Origin of the sequence: Streptomyces sp. NPDC015242 (assembly GCF_043079125.1) — a bacterium.
GTDB lineage: Bacteria > Actinomycetota > Actinomycetes > Streptomycetales > Streptomycetaceae > Streptomyces.
The window spans coordinates 222,140-240,477 of record NZ_JBIBUF010000012.1 but is presented as its reverse complement, the minus strand read 5'-3'; the positions used below and the strand labels follow the sequence as shown (position 1 = coordinate 240,477).

Below are 18,338 nucleotides of genomic sequence, written 5' to 3'. Positions count from 1 at the left end.
GGCCCCGCGGGAGCGCGGGGTGTGGGGCGGGCGCGGGCCGTGGGGGGTGTTCGCGCAGTTCCCCCCGCCCCTGGAGGGGCGTCTCCGTCACGCGTGTCGCAGGCGCAGGGGTGAGAATCGGGGCGTGGAACTGACTCTGCTCGGCACCGGCGCCCCGGCGGGACTGCCCCGCCCCGACTGCCCCTGCGCGGCCTGTGCGGCCGCCGTGGGCCCGGACGCGCGGGCGGCGACCGCGCTGCTCGTGGACGGGGTGCTGCTGCTGGACCTGACGCCCGGGGCGGCGTTCGCCGCGGCGCGCGCGGGCCGCTCGCTGACCGGCGTACGGCAGGTGCTGCTGTCGCATCCGCACGACGGGCCGGCGGTGGAGGTGCCGGCGGGGCTGCCGCAGCCGGGGCGGGTGCCGGACGGACGCGAGTTGACGCTGCTGACCGGGCACCGGGTGCGGGCGGTGGCCCTGGACGCGCCGGGCACCGGGTACGCGGTGACCGGACCGGAGGGGCAGCGGCTGCTGTACCTGCCGCCGGGTGGGGCGCCGGCGGGTCTGGGGGAGCCGGCCGAGCCGTACGACATGGTGCTCACGGACGTCGTGGGGCGGCCGGACGCGCTGGCGAGGCTGCGGGCGGTGGGGGCGGTGGGGCCGACGACCGACGTGGTCGCCGTGCACCTGGACCACGACGTGCCGCCGGGCCCCGAGCTCGGGCGGCGGCTCGCAGCGGCCGGGGCGCGGGCCGTGCCGGACGGGGCGACGCTGGCGGTCGGGGCGTACGAGGACGTGCCGGACGTGCCGCGCCGGACGCTGGTGCTGGGCGGGGCCCGGTCCGGGAAGTCGGTGGAGGCCGAGCGGCGTCTGGAGGCCTTCCCGGACGTGCTGTACGTGGCGACGGGCGGGTCGCGCAACGGGGACACCGAGTGGTCGGCGCGGGTGTCCGCGCACCGGGAGCGGCGGCCCGGGTCGTGGCGGACGGCCGAGACCTGCGATCTGGTGCCGCTGCTGGCGGCCGAGGGGCCGCCGCTGCTCATCGACTGCCTGTCGCTGTGGCTGACGGACGCGATGGACGCGGCCGGGGCGTGGGACGACGCGGTGTGGGCGGAGCGGGGCGAGAAGGTGCTGCGGGAGCGGGTGCGGGAGCTGACGGACGCGGTCCGGGCCACCCGCCGGACCGTGGTCGCCGTGTCCAACGAGGTGGGCTCGGGCATCGTGCCGGCGACGGCGTCGGGGCGGCGGTACCGGGACGAACTCGGGCGGCTGAACGCGCGGTTCGCGGACGAGTGCGAGCACGTCCTGCTGGTGGTGGCGGGGCAGGCCGTGGTGTTGCGGGGCTGACGGCGCGGGGGCCCGCCCTCAGGCCGCCTTGCGCGCGATCAGCCGGTACGCGTTGGCGAAACGGGTGCGGCGCGCCACCGGGGCGATGAGGTGGTCGGCCGCCGCCGCCAGGGCCACCAGGGGGACTCCCGCGCGCAGCAGTGCCTCACGGGCGTGGCGGTGGACGGGGGGCGGGGGGATGGCGCGCCAGGGCGTGTCCGGGGCGGGCAGGGCGTGCGACAGGGACAGGGCCAGCGCGCCGGAGAGGTCGTGGGGGACGTGGGCGGGGCGGTGGTCCAGGGTGACGATCGTGCAGCCGGCCGCCTCCAGCTGGGCCCGCAGGTTGCGCGGCGGGATCAGGTGGAGGTGGCGGGGCTGGTCGTAGGCGAGCCACCAGCGGCCCAGGAGCGCGGCGAAGACGCTGCGGGGGTCCAGGGTCTCGACCAGGAGGTGGCCGCCGGGGCGCAGGACGCCGAGGGCCGCCTGGAGTTCGGCGCGCGGGTCCGGCGTGCCCTCCAGGTGGTGGAGCATGCTGACGACGTCGTAGCGGCCGCGCAGCGGTGCGGTGACGCGGGGGTCGGTCAGGCTGCCGACGTGGGCCTCCTCCACGCGGTCGGCGGAGCGGGCCCGGACCACGCGGGGAGTGGGGTCCAGGCCGTCGAAGGCGGTGTAGGGGAAGAACTCCCGGGCGGTGGCGGGGAAGCGCGCGTGGCCCGTGCCGACGTCCAGCCAGCTCTCCGGTTCCCCGAAGCGCCGCATCGCGCGGGCGGCCGAGCGGTGCCGCCCCCGGCTGCCGCGCAGGGCGAGGAGGCCGTCGCTCGCCGGGTCCCTGGGCGCCCCGCGCACGGTGCGGTGGTAGAGGGCGAGTCCCTCGGCCGTCAGGCGGGGGTTCTGGAAGGTGTGGCCGCAGTCCCGGCACTCGTCGACCGTGAAACCGCCCGGCTTGTACTGCCGCAGGTCGCCGGTGCGCAGCCGGTTGCGCAGCCGGGCGGAACCGCACCAGGGGCAGTCCTCGCGGCGCGGTTCGTGGACCCGTGCGGTCGCCTGCGGGACGTGGGCTGCGGAGGAGGCGGGACGGGCGGTCATGGGCGGCTCCCGGGCGCGAGGGCGTGCGCAGGGACGGACGGCCGGGCCGGTGGACGACCACCGGACCACCAGATCCCGACAATCCACTGCAAACCGGAACGTAGGGGATGCCGATCCCGGGTGCAACGACGTCGCCTCCGCGGTGTGGTGATGTGGCGCCCTGCCGTTCGGCCGGTGCCGGTACTGTTCGGCGAATGAGCTCGCTTAATCTCGACGACTTCACCGATCTGATCGAGCGTCCGGACGGCGGGGTCCGCCGTGACGCCGAGGCACGCCGGGAGCGGCAGATCGTGCCGCCCGGATCGCTGGGCCGCCTCGACGAACTGGGCGAGTGGCTGGCGGCGGCGCAATCGGCCGTGCCGGTACGGCCGGTCGAACGTCCGCGGGTGGTGCTCTTCGCCGGTGACCACGGCGTCGCCGAGCTGGGCGTCTCGGCCCGGCCGGCGGGCAGCGCCGGGGAGCTGGTGCGCGAGGTGCTGGAGGGCGGCCGGCCGGTGTCGGTGCTGGCCCGCCGGCTGGGCGTGCCGGTGCGGGTCGTCGACATGGGCCTGGACTGCGACCCCGAGACCCTGCCCGAGGACGCCGTACGGCACCGGGTGCGGCGCGGCAGCGGGCGCATCGACATCGAGGACGCGCTGACCCTCGAGGAGGCCGAGGCGGCGTTCCGGGCCGGGATCGCGGTGGCCGACGAGGAGGCCGACTCGGGTACGGATCTCGTCGTCCTCGGTGATGTGAGCGTCGGCGGGACGACGGTGGCGGGCGTGCTGGTCGCGGCGCTGTGCGGGGTCGACGCGTCGGTCGTGACCGGGCGTGGCGGGCTGGCCGTCGACGACCTGGCGTGGATGCGCAAGTGCGCGGCGATCCGGGACGCGCTGCGCCGGGCCCGGCCGGTGCTCGGGGACCAGCTGCAGCTGCTGGCGACGGTGGGCGGCGCCGACTTCGCCGCGATGACGGGCTTCCTGCTGCAGAGCGCGGTGCGGAAGCTGCCGGTGGTGCTCGACGGGGTCGTGACGGCCGCGTGCGCGCTGGTCGGGCAGCGGATCGCGTTCCGGGCTCCGGACTGGTGGCTGGCCGCGCACGACAGCGGGGAGCCCGGGCAGGCGAAGGCCCTGGACCGGATGGCCCTGGAACCGCTCCTCACCCACGGGGTGACGGTCGGCGAGGCCACGGGGGGCCTGCTGGCACTGCCCCTGGTCCAGGCGGCCGCGGCCCTGGCGGCGGAACTGCCGGAGAAGCCCAAGGAGTCGGAGACGCCGGAGGACACGGCGGCCGCCGAGGACCCGGCGGCCGTCGCGGGCACCTCGGTCGTCGCGGGCACCTCGGTCGTCGAGGGCGCGGCAGCCGGCGAAGACGCGGCTTCCGTGCCGGAGCCGGCGCCGGACGGGGGGCCGGCGGCAGCCGGGAAGCCGGCGGGGCTGACGGACTAGGCGGGGCCCGCCCGGCGGGTCAGCGGCGTTCCAGGGACCGGGTCGGCCGCGGGTCGGGGGCGCCGCCGATCCAGTCCTGGAAGGCGCGCCGGGGGCCGGCCCAGCGTCGGTCGTGGCGGTAGGCCCGCAGTCCGGACCGGGCCCGGGCCCTGGGCCGGTTGCGGTAGAACCGTTTCGCCCAGGGAGAGGCCGGCCGGGCCAGCCGCACGGCGGCGACCAGGGCGACCAGCGGGATGACCAGGCCCACGACCGCGAGGCGGAGTTTGCCCTTGAACAGAGCGACGAGGGCGAAGGCGAAGTTCACCAGGATGTTCCCGAGGACGGCGGCACGGTTGTCCTGCTGGTCCTCGGAGAGGTCGTCGACGCCCAGCGGCGAGAAGCCGAGCAGGAGCAGTCCGACGAGGGAGGCGGTCAGGACGACCATCTCCACGCTCTTGCGGCCGTCCGGCGTCCAGTAGACGTCGGCGAGGTGCAGCACCAGGGCGAACTCGTCGAGGACGAGGCCCGCGCCGATGCCGAAGAGCACGGCCGCGAGACACGAGCCGAAGCCGTGCTGTCCGCCCGCGACCGCGCCGAAGCCGCCGATGATGGTGAGGATGACGCCGGGGACGACGTGGTGGACGTGGACGCCGCCGCTGCCGCTGATGTTGCGGAAGGGGCCCTTGCCCGCCCGGATGAGACGGGTGATGGCCCGGGTGATCACGAAGGTCAGCACGAAGGCGAGGAGGGCCAGGAGCAGCGGAAGCTTGCCGGGTTCGATGATGTTCCGCTCCAGCCATCCCATATGTGAACTTTATCCTCGCCCCCCGTCTCCCCTCTCCTGACCGGCCGGTAGCCTGCGCCGGTGACCGGAACCTCGCCCCTCGACGGTGTCCGCTTCGCCTTCGGCACGCTCACGGTGTTCCCGGTCCGGGTGACGCGGTGGGACCGGGAGGCGGCGCGCGGCGGCATGCTGTGCGCGCCGCTGGCCGGTCTCGCGGTCGGCGCCGCGGCCGCCGCCACCGGGCTGGTGCTGCTGCTCCTCGGCGCGGGCCCGCTGCTCGCCGCCGTGGCGGGCGTCGCCGTGCCGGCCGTGCTCACCCGGGGGCTCCATCTGGACGGGCTCGCCGACACCGCCGACGGGCTGGGCAGCGCGAAGCCCGCCGAGGACGCGCTGCGGATCATGAAGCGGTCGGACATCGGCCCGTTCGGGGTGATCGCCCTCGTCCTGGCCCTGCTCGCGCAGGTCGCCGCGCTCGCCCACGCCTACGAGGTCTCCTGGGCCCGCGGCGCGTGCGCCGCCGTCGTCTCCGCGACGCTCGCCCGGCTGGCCCTGACGCTGGCGGCCCGCGCCGGGGTGCCGGCGGCGCGGCCGGAGGGGCTGGGGGCGGCCGTCGCGGGTGTGGTGCCGGCGCGGGCGGCACTCGTCGCCGCGGTCGCCGTCACCGCGGTGGCGACGGCGGCCGGGGCTGTCCTCGGGCCGTACGACGCGGTGCGGACCGCGTCGGCGGCCCTGCTCGCCCCGGCCGCCGCCGAGGCGCTGCTGCGGCACTGCACACGGCGGTTCGGCGGAGTGACCGGGGACGTCTTCGGCGCACTGGCGGAGACGGCCGCGACGACGGCGCTGGTCGTTCTGTCACTGGACTGAAACGGTCTTTGCGCCCCCGTCCCGCCCCGGCCGTCCGGCCGCTAGCTTCGTGACCCGGACACATCACGCGATCGGGGGACGCTCATGCCGAAGCTGCGCCGCGCCGTGGCCTGGTCGGTCGACTTCGCTCTGGTGCTGGTGCTGGTCTCGGCGCTGGCCGCGCTGACCTTCCACCGGATATCGGCCCTGGTCACCGACGTGCCCGAGCTGGCCGCCCGCGGCGGCCTCGATCTGCTCTCCTCGCGCGGTGACGTGGCCGGCGCCTCCCGGGAGCTCGGGCTGTCCCTGTGGAACACGTCGGTGCTCTACGCCGAGCAGGCCTTCGGGCTGCTGGTGCTGACGGTGTTCCTCTACCAGTGGGCGTGCCTGGCCCTGACCGGGAGCACCGTGGGCAAGGCCGTCGTCGGGCTGCGGGTCGGCCCGTACCCGCCGCGCCGGGTCAGGGCCGCGCGGCGGGCCGCCGTCACCACCGCCGCCGACGTCGCCGTCTACGCCGTGGCCTGCGTGCTGCTGATCGAGGGCCTGGTCATGCTGTCGGTGCTGGTGTGGGCGGTGGCCGTGGCGCTGTTCCTGCTGAACGCGCTGCCGGTCCTCCTGCCCGCCCGGCGGTCCCTCGCCGACCGGGTGGCGGGCACCACGGTCACGGGGATCGGGCTCAGCACTCCTGCCGCCACGCGTCCAGTTCGTACTTCTTGAGCAGTGAACTCAGCTTCAGCTTCCGTGACTCGGCGCAGAAGCGGCCGGTGGGCACCTCGTACTCGACGTGGAAGACCGCCTTGCCGGCCGCGATGAACGGCTTCATGGCCCCGCACTCGCCGTACTGGGCGCACTGTTCGTTGACCGCGAAGTCGAAGTCGCCGACCAGTTCCGGGATCTGGTCGAGGTCGTTCTTCAACCCGACGGCCAGGCCCCGGTCGTGGGCGAGACGGGCGATGAGGCGGTTGTAGCGGAGCTGGTCGGCGGCGGTGAGCGGGAAGCCGGTGTCGTTGCGGTAGCCGTCCATGTTGTCGGGCTCGACCGCGTCGAAGCCCTTGTCGCGGCACATGTCGAGACGGGCCGCCATGAGGGGTTCCAGCACGTCGGTGCGGCGGATGTCGAGCCAGCGCTCGCCCCGCCAGCCGTTGCCCCGGCCGAGGACGGTCTTCGGGAACTTCCCCGCGTCCGGGCGGAATTCCTCCCAGGCGCCCGTCGACAGGTAGCAGATGACCTTGCGGCCGTCGTCGTGCAGCCCGGCGACCGTGTCCGCGGAGTGGTCGAAGCCGTCGATGTCGTACACGGGCACGTCGACGGAGGTGTCCAGGCGCCCGCTGAGCTGCCACTGCCAGGCGGTGCCGGGGCGGGGCTGCCAGCGGGGGCGGGGTTTGTCGTCGGGGGCCTGGGTGCACCCCGCGAGGAGCAGGAGCAGCAGGACGACGGGCAGCAGCGGGTGTCTCACGAGGTGGTCTCCAGGGTGTGCGGCAGGGTGCCCCATGGATGATCCCCCGCCCCGGGCACCGCGCAGTACACCGCCGCGCCCCGCGCCCGCGCCAGGCTCGCCGGGTCGGCGCCGGGCGGAACGGCGTGGACCAGGTGGCACAGGCGTACGTCCGGGCCGCCGGGCCAGGCCGGCGGAGGCAGCGTCCGGTACGTCTCCCAGGTGCCCTCGAAGGTGACCAGCACGTCGGCGATACGGGCGTAGCAGGGATGCGGTGCCGTGCCGTGGTTGAGGACGAGGGTGCCGCAGCCCACGCCCCAGGCCGTGACGGCGAGCCGCTGGTAGTGCGCGAAGTCCCCGGGTCCGGACGCTACTTGGTCGAGGAAGGCGCCGTCGGTGCCGTACCAGTCGCGGTGCCGGGTGAGGTCGCGGACGACGTCGGCGGCGGCGCGGCGGCCGTAGCCGGTGTCCGTGTACCCGAGGACCCGCACGCCCGCGGCCCGCAGCCGGCCGGCGACCTCGGCGAACGCCGGGTCGGGGCGGTCGCCGGGGCCGCTGGCCGGGTTGAGCACGACGCCGTAGAGGCGCGGTGCGGCCGCGACGATCGCGTCCCACTCGGCGGGGCGCAGCGCGGGGTGCTCGTAGTAGGGGACCAGGAGAGTGCTCATCGGTGGGCGGTCGCCCTTCCCAGCAGGGCGCACACCACGAGGGTCTGGACGGCGGCCGCCGTGCCGTACACCACCGCGCCCGCCGCGTGCGGGTCTCCGGTGCCGGTGGCCATATGCAGGGTCTGGGCGAGGGCCGCGGCACAGCACACCGCCGTCGCGCCGGTGACCGCGCCGAACGACTGGAGCAGCAGGCCGGTCCACAGCAGGACGCCCAGCAGGAGCAGCCCGGCCGTCCGGACCCCGCCCGGGACGGGGGCGTGCGGCCACAGGGCCGCCGCCGCGACGCTCAGCGCGAGGAGCGCGGCGAGGTAGGCGGCCAGGCACCTGCCGAGCGTGAGGACCGTCCCGCGCCGGAACTCCCGGGCGGTGCCGGAGGCGCGCAGCCCGGCCAGGCTGCCGCTGCGGAAGCGGTACAGCAGCCATTCGGCGGGGCCCATGGAGAGGGTGAGCGCCACGGCGGCGGGGGCGGAGACGGCGCTGTGCGTCTCGCCGGCGAGCACATCGCCGAGGGCCGCGTACAGCACGAGGACGCCCGTGCCCAGGCCGAACAGGGCGTAGGGCAGGGAGGTGGTGAGGCGGGGGCCGGCGGGGCCGCGGGGCGCGGGGACGGTGCCCGGCGCGCCGAGCGGGAGCAGGGCGGCGAGGCCCGCGGTCCAGCCGCCCGCGTTCTTCAGTGCGGGCGCCACCTCGCGCAGGGCGAGCACCGCGACCGCGGCCAGGGAACCGAGCAGCAGGGCGAGTCCGGCGGTCCGGGGCAGCGGGTGGACCAGCGACAGCACCGCGCCCGCCGCCATCGGCGCGAGGGCGGTGAGCAGGTGCCGTTCACGGCCCAGCACCAGCAGGACGGTCGCCGCGGCCAGGTAGCAGGACTGTCCGGCGGCGAAGGCGAGCACGGCAGGACCGGCGCCGCCCGCGCACACCAGGGCGACCAGGGCACCGAGCAGCGCGCCCGCCGGGGCGCCGAGCAGCAGGGCGCGCCGGGCGGCCGTGCGGTCGCCCAGCCCCAGCCAGGTGTACGCGCGGTGGGCGAGGCCCTGGTTCCACGTCCAGCCGCACAGGGCACCGGCCAGCAGCGGGACGGTGCCGGCGGGGAGGCCGAGGTCGTCCGGGCCGGTGAACAGCGGTGCGCCGAGCACGTGGGCGAGGCCGGGCAGGGCGAAGACGACGCCGCGCAGCAGGCAGCCGAGCAGGCCGATCCGCCAGGGGTCGGGGGCCGGGCCTTCGGGTTCGGGATGGCGGCGCGCGACGCGCGCGTAGAGGGTCTCGGCGAGCGCGAAGGAGCTCTTCTCGCCGTACTGCTCGCGTATCCGGTCGTCGGAGAGGCCGTCGGACTCCAGCAGGGCGGCTATCTCGTCCGGGTGGACGGCGGCGGCGATGAAGTCCTCCAGCCGGCCGGCGAGTTCGTCGACCGGGTCGGGGCGGGCCCAGCCGGGGGTGCGCTGCCGGGGGACGCCGGGCAGGGGGGTGGTGCCGGGGCGGGGGCCCGGGGGCGTCCGGACGTCTTCGCTCACCAGTCGGCTCCGTCCGTCGCGACGGCCGCGTACCAGGGGTCGCGCAGCTCCAGGGTCCAGTCGGCCACGGTCTCCAGCGCCGGCTCGTACACCTCGTCCCCGCCCGCGAGTTCCTCGTAGATGGTGCGGAAGGCGTCCACCGAGCGGCGCAGCGTGAACCGGTCGATGACCCGCTGCCGTGACAACTCCCCCAGTTCGCGGCGCCGCCGGCCGTCCCGGAGCAGGGCCAGCGCCGCGGCGGCCATCTTCTCGGGCTCGCGCGGCGGCACCACCAGACCCGTGTCGCCGACGGCCTCGCGCACGCCGCCGACGTCCGTGGACACCGTGGTACGGCCGCACGACATGGCCTCGATGACGGAGAACGGGAAGCCCTCCGAGATCGACGACAGCATGACGAGGTGCCCGGCCGCGTAGGCCCGCCAGACCTCGCTGACGCGGCCCTCGAACGTCAGGCCGTCGGTGACGCCCAGTTCGGCGGCGAGCTTCTCCAGGCGGGTGCGGTAGGCCTCACCGCCGGGCGGGACCGGGCCGAAGAGCCTGAGCCGGGCCGCCGGGATCCCGGCGCGCACCAGGGCGTAGGCGCGGATCAGCGTCTCCAGGTCCTTGATGGGGTCGATCCGGCCGCACCAGGACAGGGTCGGGACCTCGGGCTCGGGGCCTGCGTGCGGGAAGGCGGCCGGGTCGACGCCGTTGTAGACCGTGCGGATGCGGTCGGCGTCGGCGCCGCCGCGCTCCTCCCAGCGGCGGTTGTACCGGTTGCACGGGGTGATCAGGTCGGCGGACCGGTAGCCGTGGGAGTTCAGTTCGCGGTGGAAGCCCAGCATGAACGCCTTCACGGGCCAGCGCCGGGTGTCACGGCGGTGGCCGAGATAGCGCTCGCGCAGGTAGATGCCGTGCTCGGTGAGGAGGAACGGCACGCCGTCCAGGTGCCGGGCGGCGAGCGCGGGCAGGGTCGCCAGGCCGCTGCTCACGGCGTGGGCCACGTCGGTGTGCGCGGGTATGCGCACACCGAGCGGGCGCAGGGCGTGTTCCAGCAGGTCGGTCGCGGTGAGCGCGTCGTGCAGGGTGGGGCGGGCGGCGGCCGTCGGCAGATGCGGCATGGTCCAGATCCACATCAGTGACCGCAGCGCCCCCTCGGTGCGCAGGGCCGCCGGCAGGTGCCCGTCCCTGGCCGGTTCGGCCAGCTCGCTCAGGGACTCGCCGAAGTCGGCGTGGGAGCCGGGGTCGAGGAAGGAGAGCAGGAAGCGCTCGTAGGTCTCGGTGAAGCGGCGGCGGGCCCTGCCGTACGGGGGCCGGCGCCGGCCGGGACGCGGGCCCCACAGGGGGACCGCGGTGTGCTGCCGGACGTTGGGCGGCAGCTCCCAGGTGACGGGCTCGCGGCCGCTGCCGGTGAGCGAGACGAGGTGGAAGTCGACCTCCGGCATGCCCTTGACGAGCTGGTCGCACCAGGTGCTGACGCCGCCGTGGACGTGCGGGTAGGTGCCTTCGGTGAGCATGGTGACATGACGGCCTGTGCGCCTCATGCGGTGTTTCCCCCTGTGTGCGGACGGCGGGCGGGGAACTGCTGCCGGATCCCGGGTGCGGGCTCTTCGTGGCTGGTCGCGCAGTTCCCCGCGCCCCTTCGGGCGCTCCCTCTACGGGAGTTTCAGCGTCAGGTCCGACCGGAGTGCGGCCGGCGTCGCCCAGGCCGAGCGGGCTCCCGCGTACGGGGTGCCGAAGGCGGTGGTGCCCAGGACGAGTTGCTGCCTGGTGCCCTCCGGGGCGGTCACCGGGATCTGCGTCCCGGACGGGGCGGTGACGGTGACCGTGTTCCCGACGCGGTACGCCGTGACACGGTTGTCGGCCAGGGCTTTCTGCCAGGCGGCGCGGCGCTGCACCTCGGTGCCGATGGCGCTGTGCCGGGGGTTCTCCAGCGGGGTGTTGTCGGCGAACAGGGCCCGGTAGCCGTCGAGCACCCGCTCCATGACCGGGTAGAGCAGCCGGTCCTCGGCCAGGTTGGACTGGTGGGCGTAGTGCGGCCGGGGGTCGCCCGCGAGGACGTGCCCGAGGGCGGTGCGCGCCTCCTGCGGGACGATGTGCTCGGCGTAGCCGGTGGCCGGGTCGAGCGGCTCGTCGAGACACGTCGAGGTGGGGTTGTCCTCGCAGACGCCGCTGCCGCCGTCGGCGCGTGAGGTGTAGACCCAGTTGTACTCGTCGGCCATCTCGGCCGCCGTGCCCACGTTGTAGTACACGTTCATCGGGTGGCGCGGCACGGTCAGTGCCCTGCCGACGGTCCGCTGCCCGGGCTCGCGGGAGTTGTCCGAGGCGATCCACCGGACACCGGTGTCGGCGAGGGCGCCGGCCAGGTTCGGGTTGTCGTCCGGCTGCTGCGGCAGCGTCCTGAGGCCCGAGTGCTCACCGGTGACCAGCTCGGTGCGGTCGACGGCCAGGCCCTTGTTCACGGCCCAGGTGTGGTTGTCGCGGATCTGCGCGGCGATCTCGGCGCGGCTCATGTACGCCGTCGAGCCGTCGGGGTTCTTCGCGCACCTCCACGGCACGGTGGAGGTGTCCTGGACGCAGCCCAGGAAGGGGTGCGTCCAGGTGTGGTTGACCCAGCGGTACTGCGCCTTGTCGGCGAGCAGCCGGTCGGCGAGGGCGTCGGTGCCGCCGTGCTGGGCCCTCCACTCCTCGCCCGACCCGGCGTTGAAGACCATGTCCATGGTGAAGCCGTGCTCGCGCTGCCACTGCGCGGCGTGGGCGGCGTCGGCCGCGGTCATGCGGATCGGCGTGGTGCCCTCGCCGTCGCCGTCCGCGCAGTCGAAGTCGCCCGGGGTGCAGTTGCGGACGGTGTCCCAGCGGCTGTCCGGGGCGAGGACGTCGTCGACGTGGACCGCGAAGGAGTTGCGCGTCCGGCCAAGGTGCACGCCCTGGGTGAGCCACTCGACGATGCCGCGGGCCAGCAGGCGGAACTGCTGCTGGTTGCCGTTGTAGGCGAACGTGACGACGAGTTCGCGGCGGCCGTCGTGCGCGTACTCGCCGACCAGGCTGCCGCGGCCGGTGCCGCCGGGCACGGGGAGGTCGACGTAGCTGGTGTACCCGGCCCGGGGCCGGGCGACGTAGCCGTAGCTCTCCTGGACGCCGGGCGCGTTGTCCTCGAAGCGGAAGGCGCCGTCGAGGTAGCCGAACCAGCCGGCCTTCCCGGCCGCGGTGACGGACGCCTCGCGCCCGTCGAGGGTGCCGGCCCAGCCGCCCTCGCTCGTGTAGTCGAGGCCGACCGCCGGGTGGGCCCAGGTGTAGGCGTCGACCTGCGGGACGCCGTACGTCCGCTCGTAGGTCTCCAGGGCGGTCTGCTCGGCGGAGCCGGCGCCGAACGGGGCCTCGTTCGGCAGGACGACGCCCTGGTACTTGGCGCGGGGCCGGCCGTCGACCGTGTCGCTCAGGAACGACTCGGTGATCCTCGGTCGCCCGGTGTCGTTCAGGTCGACCGTGGTGTACGGGACGCCCGTCTCCCTGAGCCGGGCGGTGACCGCCCTGACGGGGCTGTCGCCGTTGTCGACCACCAGCACCCGCAGATCGACGCGCGGCACCTCCGCGGCCACCGCCCCCGGGGCCGGTGCCCCCGTCCCGATCATGCCCGCCACCGTCACGGCGGCGGCCGTGTTTCTCCATCTGCGCGCACGCAGCGCCATGGTCCCTCCCCCAGAAGATCCCCCGGGGTCCTCGTGCGTCATGGGAGCAGGGACCGCGGGGATCGCGCAGCGGTGAGCGGGACGCTCACCGGATCTTCGACGAGTGTGACCTGGTTCACCGGTGTGAGGGATCAAGAAATGGCCACTGTGCCACCGTCAGGTGAACGCCCGCAGGAATGAGCGAACCGGGCCACGCGCGTAGTCTCGTCGTCGAGTGTTCGCCGCACCGGGAAAGGCCCTGTGAGACCCGCTCTGCGAGGTCCGCATAGGGTCGGCTGTCGGGCCCGGTCGACCCACACCGTTCGACCACGTGCAACTTCACATCGGAAGCGAGATTTCACCACCGTGACTGCTCTCACTCTCAGCACCGCCGCGGCGTCCGGTCTGCGGGCCGACGCGATCGTGATCGGTGTCGCCAAGGGAGCCAAGGGGCCGGTCGTCGCACCGGGCGCCGAGGCCGTGGACAAGGCGTACGACGGCAGGCTCGCCGGCGTCCTGGAGACGCTCGGCGCCTCCGGTGCCGAGGGCGAGGTGACGAAGCTGCCGGCGCCGTCCGGCTTCAAGGCACCGCTCGTGCTGGCGGTGGGCCTGGGCGCGGTGCCCGAGAAGGACGCCGGCTACGACGCCGAAGCCCTGCGCAAGGCGGCCGGCGTCGCCGCGCGCACCCTGGCCGGCGCCAAGAAGGCCGCCTTCGCCCTGCCGGTGGCCGACGCAGCCGACGCCGGTGCCCTCGGGGAGGGCGCGCTGCTCGGCGCGTACTCCTTCGACGCCTACAAGGAGAACGGCAGGGACCCCAAGGCGAGGAACGGCAAGGCCCCGCTCGCCGAGGTCACCCTGCTCGGCGGCAAGCCCCGCGACAGGGCGTACAAGGCCGCGGTCGAGCGCGCCGTCGCCGTCGCCGAGGAGCTCAACCGCGCCCGCGACCTGGTCAACACCCCGCCCAACGACCTCAACCCCGAGTCCTTCGCCGCGATCGCCCAGGCCGCGGCCAAGGAGCACGGCATCAAGGTGCAGGTGCTCGACGAGAAGGCGCTGGCCAAGGGCGGCTACGGCGGCATCCTCGGCGTCGGGGCCGGCTCGGCCGCGGGACCGCGCCTGGTGAAGCTGTCGTACACCTCGTCCAAGGCGAAGAAGCACCTCGCCTTCGTCGGCAAGGGCATCACGTACGACTCGGGCGGCATCTCGCTGAAGCCGGCCGGTCACAACGAGACGATGAAGTGCGACATGAGCGGTGCGGCCTCGGTGTTCGCCGCGGTCGTCGCCGCCGCGCGGCTCGGCCTCGAGGTCAACGTCACCGGCTGGCTGGCCCTGGCCGAGAACATGCCGTCCGGGTCGGCGACCCGTCCGGGTGACGTGCTGCGGATGTACAGCGGCAAGACGGTCGAGGTGCTCAACACCGACGCCGAGGGCCGGCTGGTGCTGGCCGACGCGCTGTGGGCCGCGTCGCAGGAGAAGCCGGACGCGATCGTGGACGTGGCGACGCTGACCGGCGCGATGGTGCTCGCGCTCGGCAGCCGGACCTTCGGCATCATGGCCAACGACGACGCGTTCCGCTCCGCGGTGCACGAGGCCGCCGAGGAGGTCGGGGAGCCGGCGTGGCCGATGCCGCTGCCGGAGCACCTGCGCAAGGGCATGGACTCGGCCACGGCCGACATCGCGAACATGGGCGAGCGGATGGGCGGCGGCCTGGTCGCCGGTCTGTTCCTGCGCGAGTTCGTCGGCGAGGGCATCGCGTGGGCGCACCTCGACATCGCCGGGCCGGCCTTCAACGAGGGCGGGCCGTTCGGGTACACGCCGAAGGGCGGCACGGGGTCCGCTGTGCGGACGCTGGTGCGGCTGGCGGAGCTGACGGCCGCGGGCGATCTGGGCTGACCCTCGCCCGAGAGCTCTGTCTCGCCGGCCGTGCGGCGAGTACGGGGGCGTGGGGGCTGGTCGCACAGTTCCCCGCGCCCCTTCCGGGGCGGCTCATGTGAACGTGGGGCGTCTCACACCGCAGCCCGGCGTCTCCTTGTGTGCTGACAAGTGCGAAGATGGGGCTCGGCAGGACAGGGCCCCACCGAAGGGCCGAAGAACGAGCGGCCGGACACCAGCCGCCTGCCGGTCAGTGAAGACCGGCTCACGGCGCACATGCATGGAGGACGTGACGTGGCGAACGACGCCAGCACCGTTTTCGACCTAGTGATCCTCGGCGGTGGCAGCGGTGGTTACGCCGCGGCCCTGCGCGGGGCGCAGCTGGGCCTGGACGTCGCCCTGATCGAGAAGGACAAGGTCGGCGGCACCTGCCTGCACCGGGGCTGCATCCCCACCAAGGCCCTGCTGCACGCGGGCGAGATCGCCGACCAGGCCCGCGAGAGCGAGCAGTTCGGTGTGAAGGCCAGCTTCGAGGGCATCGACATCGCGGGCGTCCACAAGTACAAGGACGGCGTGATCGCCGGCCTGTACAAGGGCCTGCAGGGTCTGGTCGCCTCCCGCAAGGTGACCTACATCGAGGGTGAGGGCCGGCTGTCCTCCCCCACCTCCGTCGACGTGAACGGGCGCCGCGTCGAGGGCCGCCACGTGCTGCTGGCGACCGGCTCCGTGCCGAAGTCGCTGCCGGGCCTGAACATCGACGGCGACCGGATCATCTCCTCCGACCACGCCCTCGTGCTGGACCGCGTGCCGAAGTCCGCGATCATCCTGGGCGGCGGCGTCATCGGCGTCGAGTTCGCCTCCGCGTGGAAGTCCTTCGGCACCGACGTCACGATCGTCGAGGGCCTGAAGCACCTCGTCCCGGTCGAGGACGAGAACAGCTCGAAGCTGCTGGAGCGCGCCTTCCGCAAGCGCGGCATCAAGTTCAACCTGGGCACCTTCTTCGAGAAGGCCGAGTACACCCAGGACGGCGTCAAGGTCACCCTCGCCGACGGCAAGACGTTCGAGGCGGAGATCCTGCTGGTCGCCATCGGCCGCGGCCCGGTCTCGCAGGGCCTGGGCTACGAGGAGCAGGGCGTCGCCATGGACCGGGGCTACGTCCTGGTCGACGAGTACATGCGCACGAACGTGCCGACCATCTCCGCCGTCGGTGACCTGGTCCCGACCCTCCAGCTCGCGCACGTCGGTTTCGCCGAGGGCATCCTGGTGGCGGAGCGTCTGGCCGGTCTGAAGACCGTCCCGATCGACTACGACGGCGTCCCGCGGGTGACGTACTGCCACCCCGAGGTCGCCTCCGTCGGCATCACCGAGGCCAAGGCCAAGGAGATCTACGGTGCGGACAAGGTCGTCGCTCTGAAGTACAACCTCGCGGGCAACGGCAGGAGCAAGATCCTGAACACCGCGGGCGAGATCAAGCTCGTCCAGGTCAAGGACGGTGCCGTCGTCGGCGTCCACATGGTCGGCGACCGCATGGGCGAGCAGGTCGGCGAAGCCCAGCTGATCTACAACTGGGAGGCGCTGCCCGCCGAGGTCGCGCAGCTGATCCACGCCCACCCGACGCAGAACGAGGCGCTCGGCGAGGCCCACCTGGCCCTGGCCGGCAAGCCCCTCCACGCGCACGACTGACCCCTCGGTCGACGAACGCGACGACACAGACTTCCGCACTTTCCGTAAGGAGCAACCGAAACCATGGCGGTTTCCGTAACCCTTCCGGCGCTCGGCGAGAGCGTCACCGAGGGCACTGTCACCCGCTGGCTGAAGGCCGAGGGTGAGCGCGTCGAGGCCGACGAGCCGCTGCTCGAGGTCTCCACCGACAAGGTCGACACCGAGATCCCCTCCCCCGCCTCCGGCGTGCTGTCCTCCATCAAGGTCGCCGAGGACGAGACCGTCGAGGTCGGCGCCGAGCTGGCGCTGATCGACGACGGCAGCGGCGCGCCCGCGGCCCAGGAGGCCCCGGCCGCCGAGCAGGCCCCGCAGGCCCAGCAGGTGGCCGAGCCCGCCCCCGAGCCGGCCGCGGCCGCCCCCTCCACCGAGCAGGCCGCCCCGGCGCCCGCGCCGACCGCCGACGCCGCGGCCGGCGGCGGCTCCGCCCAGGGCACGGACGTCGTCCTGCCCGCGCTCGGCGAGTCCGTCACCGAGGGCACCGTCACCCGCTGGCTGAAGTCGGTCGGCGACACGGTCGAGGCCGACGAGCCGCTGCTGGAGGTGTCGACGGACAAGGTCGACACCGAGATCCCTGCCCCGGCCTCCGGCACGCTGCTGGAGATCGTGGTGGGCGAGGACGAGACCGCCGAGGTCGGCGCCAAGCTGGCCGTCATCGGCGAGGCGGGTGCCGCCCCGGCGGCCGCCCCCGCGCAGGAGGCCCCGGCCGCCCCGGCCCAGCCCGAGCCCACCCCGGCTCCGGCGCAGGCCCAGGCTCCCGCTCCCGCTCCCGCTCCGGCGCAGCCCGCCCCGGCCCCGCAGGCCCCGTCGGCTCCGGCCCCGCAGCAGCAGACCACCCCGGCCCCCGAGCCGGTCCCGTCCGCTCCCGCGCCCGCCCCGGCTCCGGCCCAGGCCCCGGCCGCCCCGGCCGCCGCCAAGCCGGCCGACGACGGTGCCTACGTCACCCCGCTGGTGCGCAAGCTCGCCGCCGAGCAGGGCGTCGACCTGTCCACCGTCAAGGGCACGGGCGTCGGCGGCCGCATCCGCAAGCAGGACGTCGTCGCCGCCGCGGAGGCCGCCAAGGCCGCCGCCGCTGCCCCGGCTCCGGCCGCCGCGGCCGCTCCGGCGGCGAAGAAGGCCCCCTCCCTGGAGGCCTCCCCGCTGCGCGGCCAGACCGTCAAGATGCCGCGGATCCGCAAGGTCATCGGCGACAACATGGTCAAGGCCCTGCACGAGCAGGCCCAGCTGTCCTCGGTCGTCGAGGTCGACGTCACCCGCCTGATGAAGCTGCGCGCCCGCGCCAAGGACGCGTTCGCGGCCCGTGAGGGCGTCAAGCTCTCCCCGATGCCGTTCTTCGTCAAGGCCGCGGCCCAGGCGCTGAAGGCCCACGCGCCGATCAACGCCCGGATCAACGAGGCCGAGGGGACCATCACCTACTTCGACACCGAGCACATCGGTATCGCGGTGGACTCCGAGAAGGGCCTGATGACCCCGGTCATCAAGAACGCCGGTGACCTCAACCTGGCCGGCATCGCCAAGGCCACGGCGGAGCTCGCGGGCAAGGTCCGGGCCGGCAAGATCACCCCGGACGAGCTGTCCGGCGCGACCTTCACCATCTCCAACACCGGGTCGCGCGGCGCGCTCTTCGACACGATCATCGTGCCGCCGGGCCAGGTCGCCATCCTCGGCATCGGCGCCACGGTCAAGCGCCCGGCCGTCATCGACACCGAGGACGGCCCGGTCATCGGCGTCCGGGACATGACGTACCTGACGCTCTCCTACGACCACCGCCTGGTGGACGGCGCCGACGCCGCCCGCTACCTGACGGCGGTCAAGGCCATCCTGGAGGCCGGCGAGTTCGAGGTCGAGCTCGGTCTCTGACCTCCATCGCCGGTACGGCTGTACGGTGCCCCCGCTCGGATCGTCTCCGAGCGGGGGCACCGGCTTTTGCTCGGGGGCGCGGGGAACCGCGCGATCGGGCACCGACGGCCCGCAGCCGCCCGGATCCCGTCCGGCCCGGGCCCGCACGCGCCGCACACACTGTGTGCGCCTCGTCTCACCTGCGCGACAGCGCCCTCGTCGGCC

14 protein-coding genes are annotated in these 18,338 nt (G+C 74.5%); 7 read left to right on the top strand and 7 right to left on the bottom strand.

From position 1 onward, the window contains the following. Positions 1 to 124 precede the first annotated feature (124 nt). Positions 125 to 1,324, top strand: a complete 1,200-nt coding sequence (locus ACF07N_RS34025) for a bifunctional adenosylcobinamide kinase/adenosylcobinamide-phosphate guanylyltransferase (RefSeq protein ID WP_383323645.1) — start codon at positions 125 to 127, stop codon at positions 1,322 to 1,324. A gap of 18 nt (positions 1,325 to 1,342) precedes the next feature. On the opposite strand, the gene ACF07N_RS34020 is transcribed toward ACF07N_RS34025, so the two are convergent. Continuing rightward, on the bottom strand, positions 1,343 to 2,389 hold the full coding sequence (locus ACF07N_RS34020; protein ID WP_392120481.1) for a class I SAM-dependent methyltransferase: 1,047 nt from the start codon (positions 2,387 to 2,389) through the stop codon (positions 1,343 to 1,345). 194 nt (positions 2,390 to 2,583) lie between these two features. Here ACF07N_RS34020 and cobT point away from each other — a divergent pair, with 194 nt between their 5' ends. Further along, complete coding sequence (gene cobT, locus ACF07N_RS34015; protein ID WP_392120479.1) at positions 2,584 to 3,816, top strand: nicotinate-nucleotide--dimethylbenzimidazole phosphoribosyltransferase; 1,233 nt, start codon at positions 2,584 to 2,586, stop codon at positions 3,814 to 3,816. A 19-nt stretch (positions 3,817 to 3,835) separates the two neighbouring features. On the opposite strand, the gene ACF07N_RS34010 is transcribed toward cobT, so the two are convergent. Then, entirely contained in the window at positions 3,836 to 4,600 is a 765-nt protein-coding gene (locus ACF07N_RS34010; protein WP_392120477.1) for a hypothetical protein, read from the bottom strand. A 60-nt stretch (positions 4,601 to 4,660) separates the two neighbouring features. On the opposite strand from ACF07N_RS34010, the gene ACF07N_RS34005 reads away from it, so the two are divergent. Further along, on the top strand, positions 4,661 to 5,443 hold the full coding sequence (locus ACF07N_RS34005) for an adenosylcobinamide-GDP ribazoletransferase (RefSeq protein WP_392120475.1): 783 nt from the start codon (positions 4,661 to 4,663) through the stop codon (positions 5,441 to 5,443). A gap of 84 nt (positions 5,444 to 5,527) precedes the next feature. Beyond that, positions 5,528 to 6,139 (top strand): RDD family protein, encoded by a 612-nt coding sequence (locus ACF07N_RS34000; RefSeq protein WP_392120473.1) that lies wholly within the window; start codon positions 5,528 to 5,530, stop codon positions 6,137 to 6,139. Here the strand turns inward: ACF07N_RS34000 and ACF07N_RS33995 are convergent. The 5 genes from ACF07N_RS33995 to ACF07N_RS33975 form a co-directional block, all read right to left on the bottom strand. Then, positions 6,099 to 6,914, bottom strand: coding sequence for an endo alpha-1,4 polygalactosaminidase (locus ACF07N_RS33995; RefSeq protein WP_392120471.1), 816 nt, complete (start codon positions 6,912 to 6,914; stop codon positions 6,099 to 6,101). The genes ACF07N_RS34000 and ACF07N_RS33995 overlap by 41 nt on opposite strands. Then, entirely contained in the window at positions 6,875 to 7,525 is a 651-nt protein-coding gene (locus tag ACF07N_RS33990) for a spherulation-specific family 4 protein (protein WP_392120469.1), read from the bottom strand. Before ACF07N_RS33990 ends, ACF07N_RS33995 begins: the two co-directional genes overlap by 40 nt. Continuing rightward, a complete protein-coding gene (locus ACF07N_RS33985) occupies positions 7,522 to 9,036 on the bottom strand; it encodes a hypothetical protein (protein WP_392120467.1) in 1,515 nt (504 codons plus the stop codon). Before ACF07N_RS33985 ends, ACF07N_RS33990 begins: the two co-directional genes overlap by 4 nt. Continuing rightward, a complete protein-coding gene (gene pelF / locus ACF07N_RS33980; protein ID WP_392120465.1) occupies positions 9,033 to 10,559 on the bottom strand; it encodes a GT4 family glycosyltransferase PelF in 1,527 nt (508 codons plus the stop codon). The genes ACF07N_RS33985 and pelF overlap by 4 nt, the downstream gene beginning before the upstream one ends. Positions 10,560 to 10,670: 111 nt before the next feature. Next, positions 10,671 to 12,704 (bottom strand): hypothetical protein, encoded by a 2,034-nt coding sequence (locus tag ACF07N_RS33975; RefSeq protein WP_392120463.1) that lies wholly within the window; start codon positions 12,702 to 12,704, stop codon positions 10,671 to 10,673. 345 nt (positions 12,705 to 13,049) lie between these two features. Here ACF07N_RS33975 and ACF07N_RS33970 point away from each other — a divergent pair, with 345 nt between their 5' ends. The 3 genes from ACF07N_RS33970 (at position 13,050) to sucB (ending at position 18,134) form a co-directional block, all read left to right on the top strand. Next, positions 13,050 to 14,576, top strand: a complete 1,527-nt coding sequence (locus tag ACF07N_RS33970; protein ID WP_392120461.1) for a leucyl aminopeptidase — start codon at positions 13,050 to 13,052, stop codon at positions 14,574 to 14,576. Between the two features lie 273 nt (positions 14,577 to 14,849). After that, on the top strand, positions 14,850 to 16,238 hold the full coding sequence (gene lpdA / locus ACF07N_RS33965; protein WP_365086620.1) for a dihydrolipoyl dehydrogenase: 1,389 nt from the start codon (positions 14,850 to 14,852) through the stop codon (positions 16,236 to 16,238). Between the two features lie 63 nt (positions 16,239 to 16,301). Further along, positions 16,302 to 18,134: a 2-oxoglutarate dehydrogenase, E2 component, dihydrolipoamide succinyltransferase gene (sucB, locus tag ACF07N_RS33960; protein WP_392120459.1), complete on the top strand. Its 1,833-nt coding sequence runs from the start codon at positions 16,302 to 16,304 to the stop codon at positions 18,132 to 18,134. Positions 18,135 to 18,338: the final 204 nt, after the last annotated feature.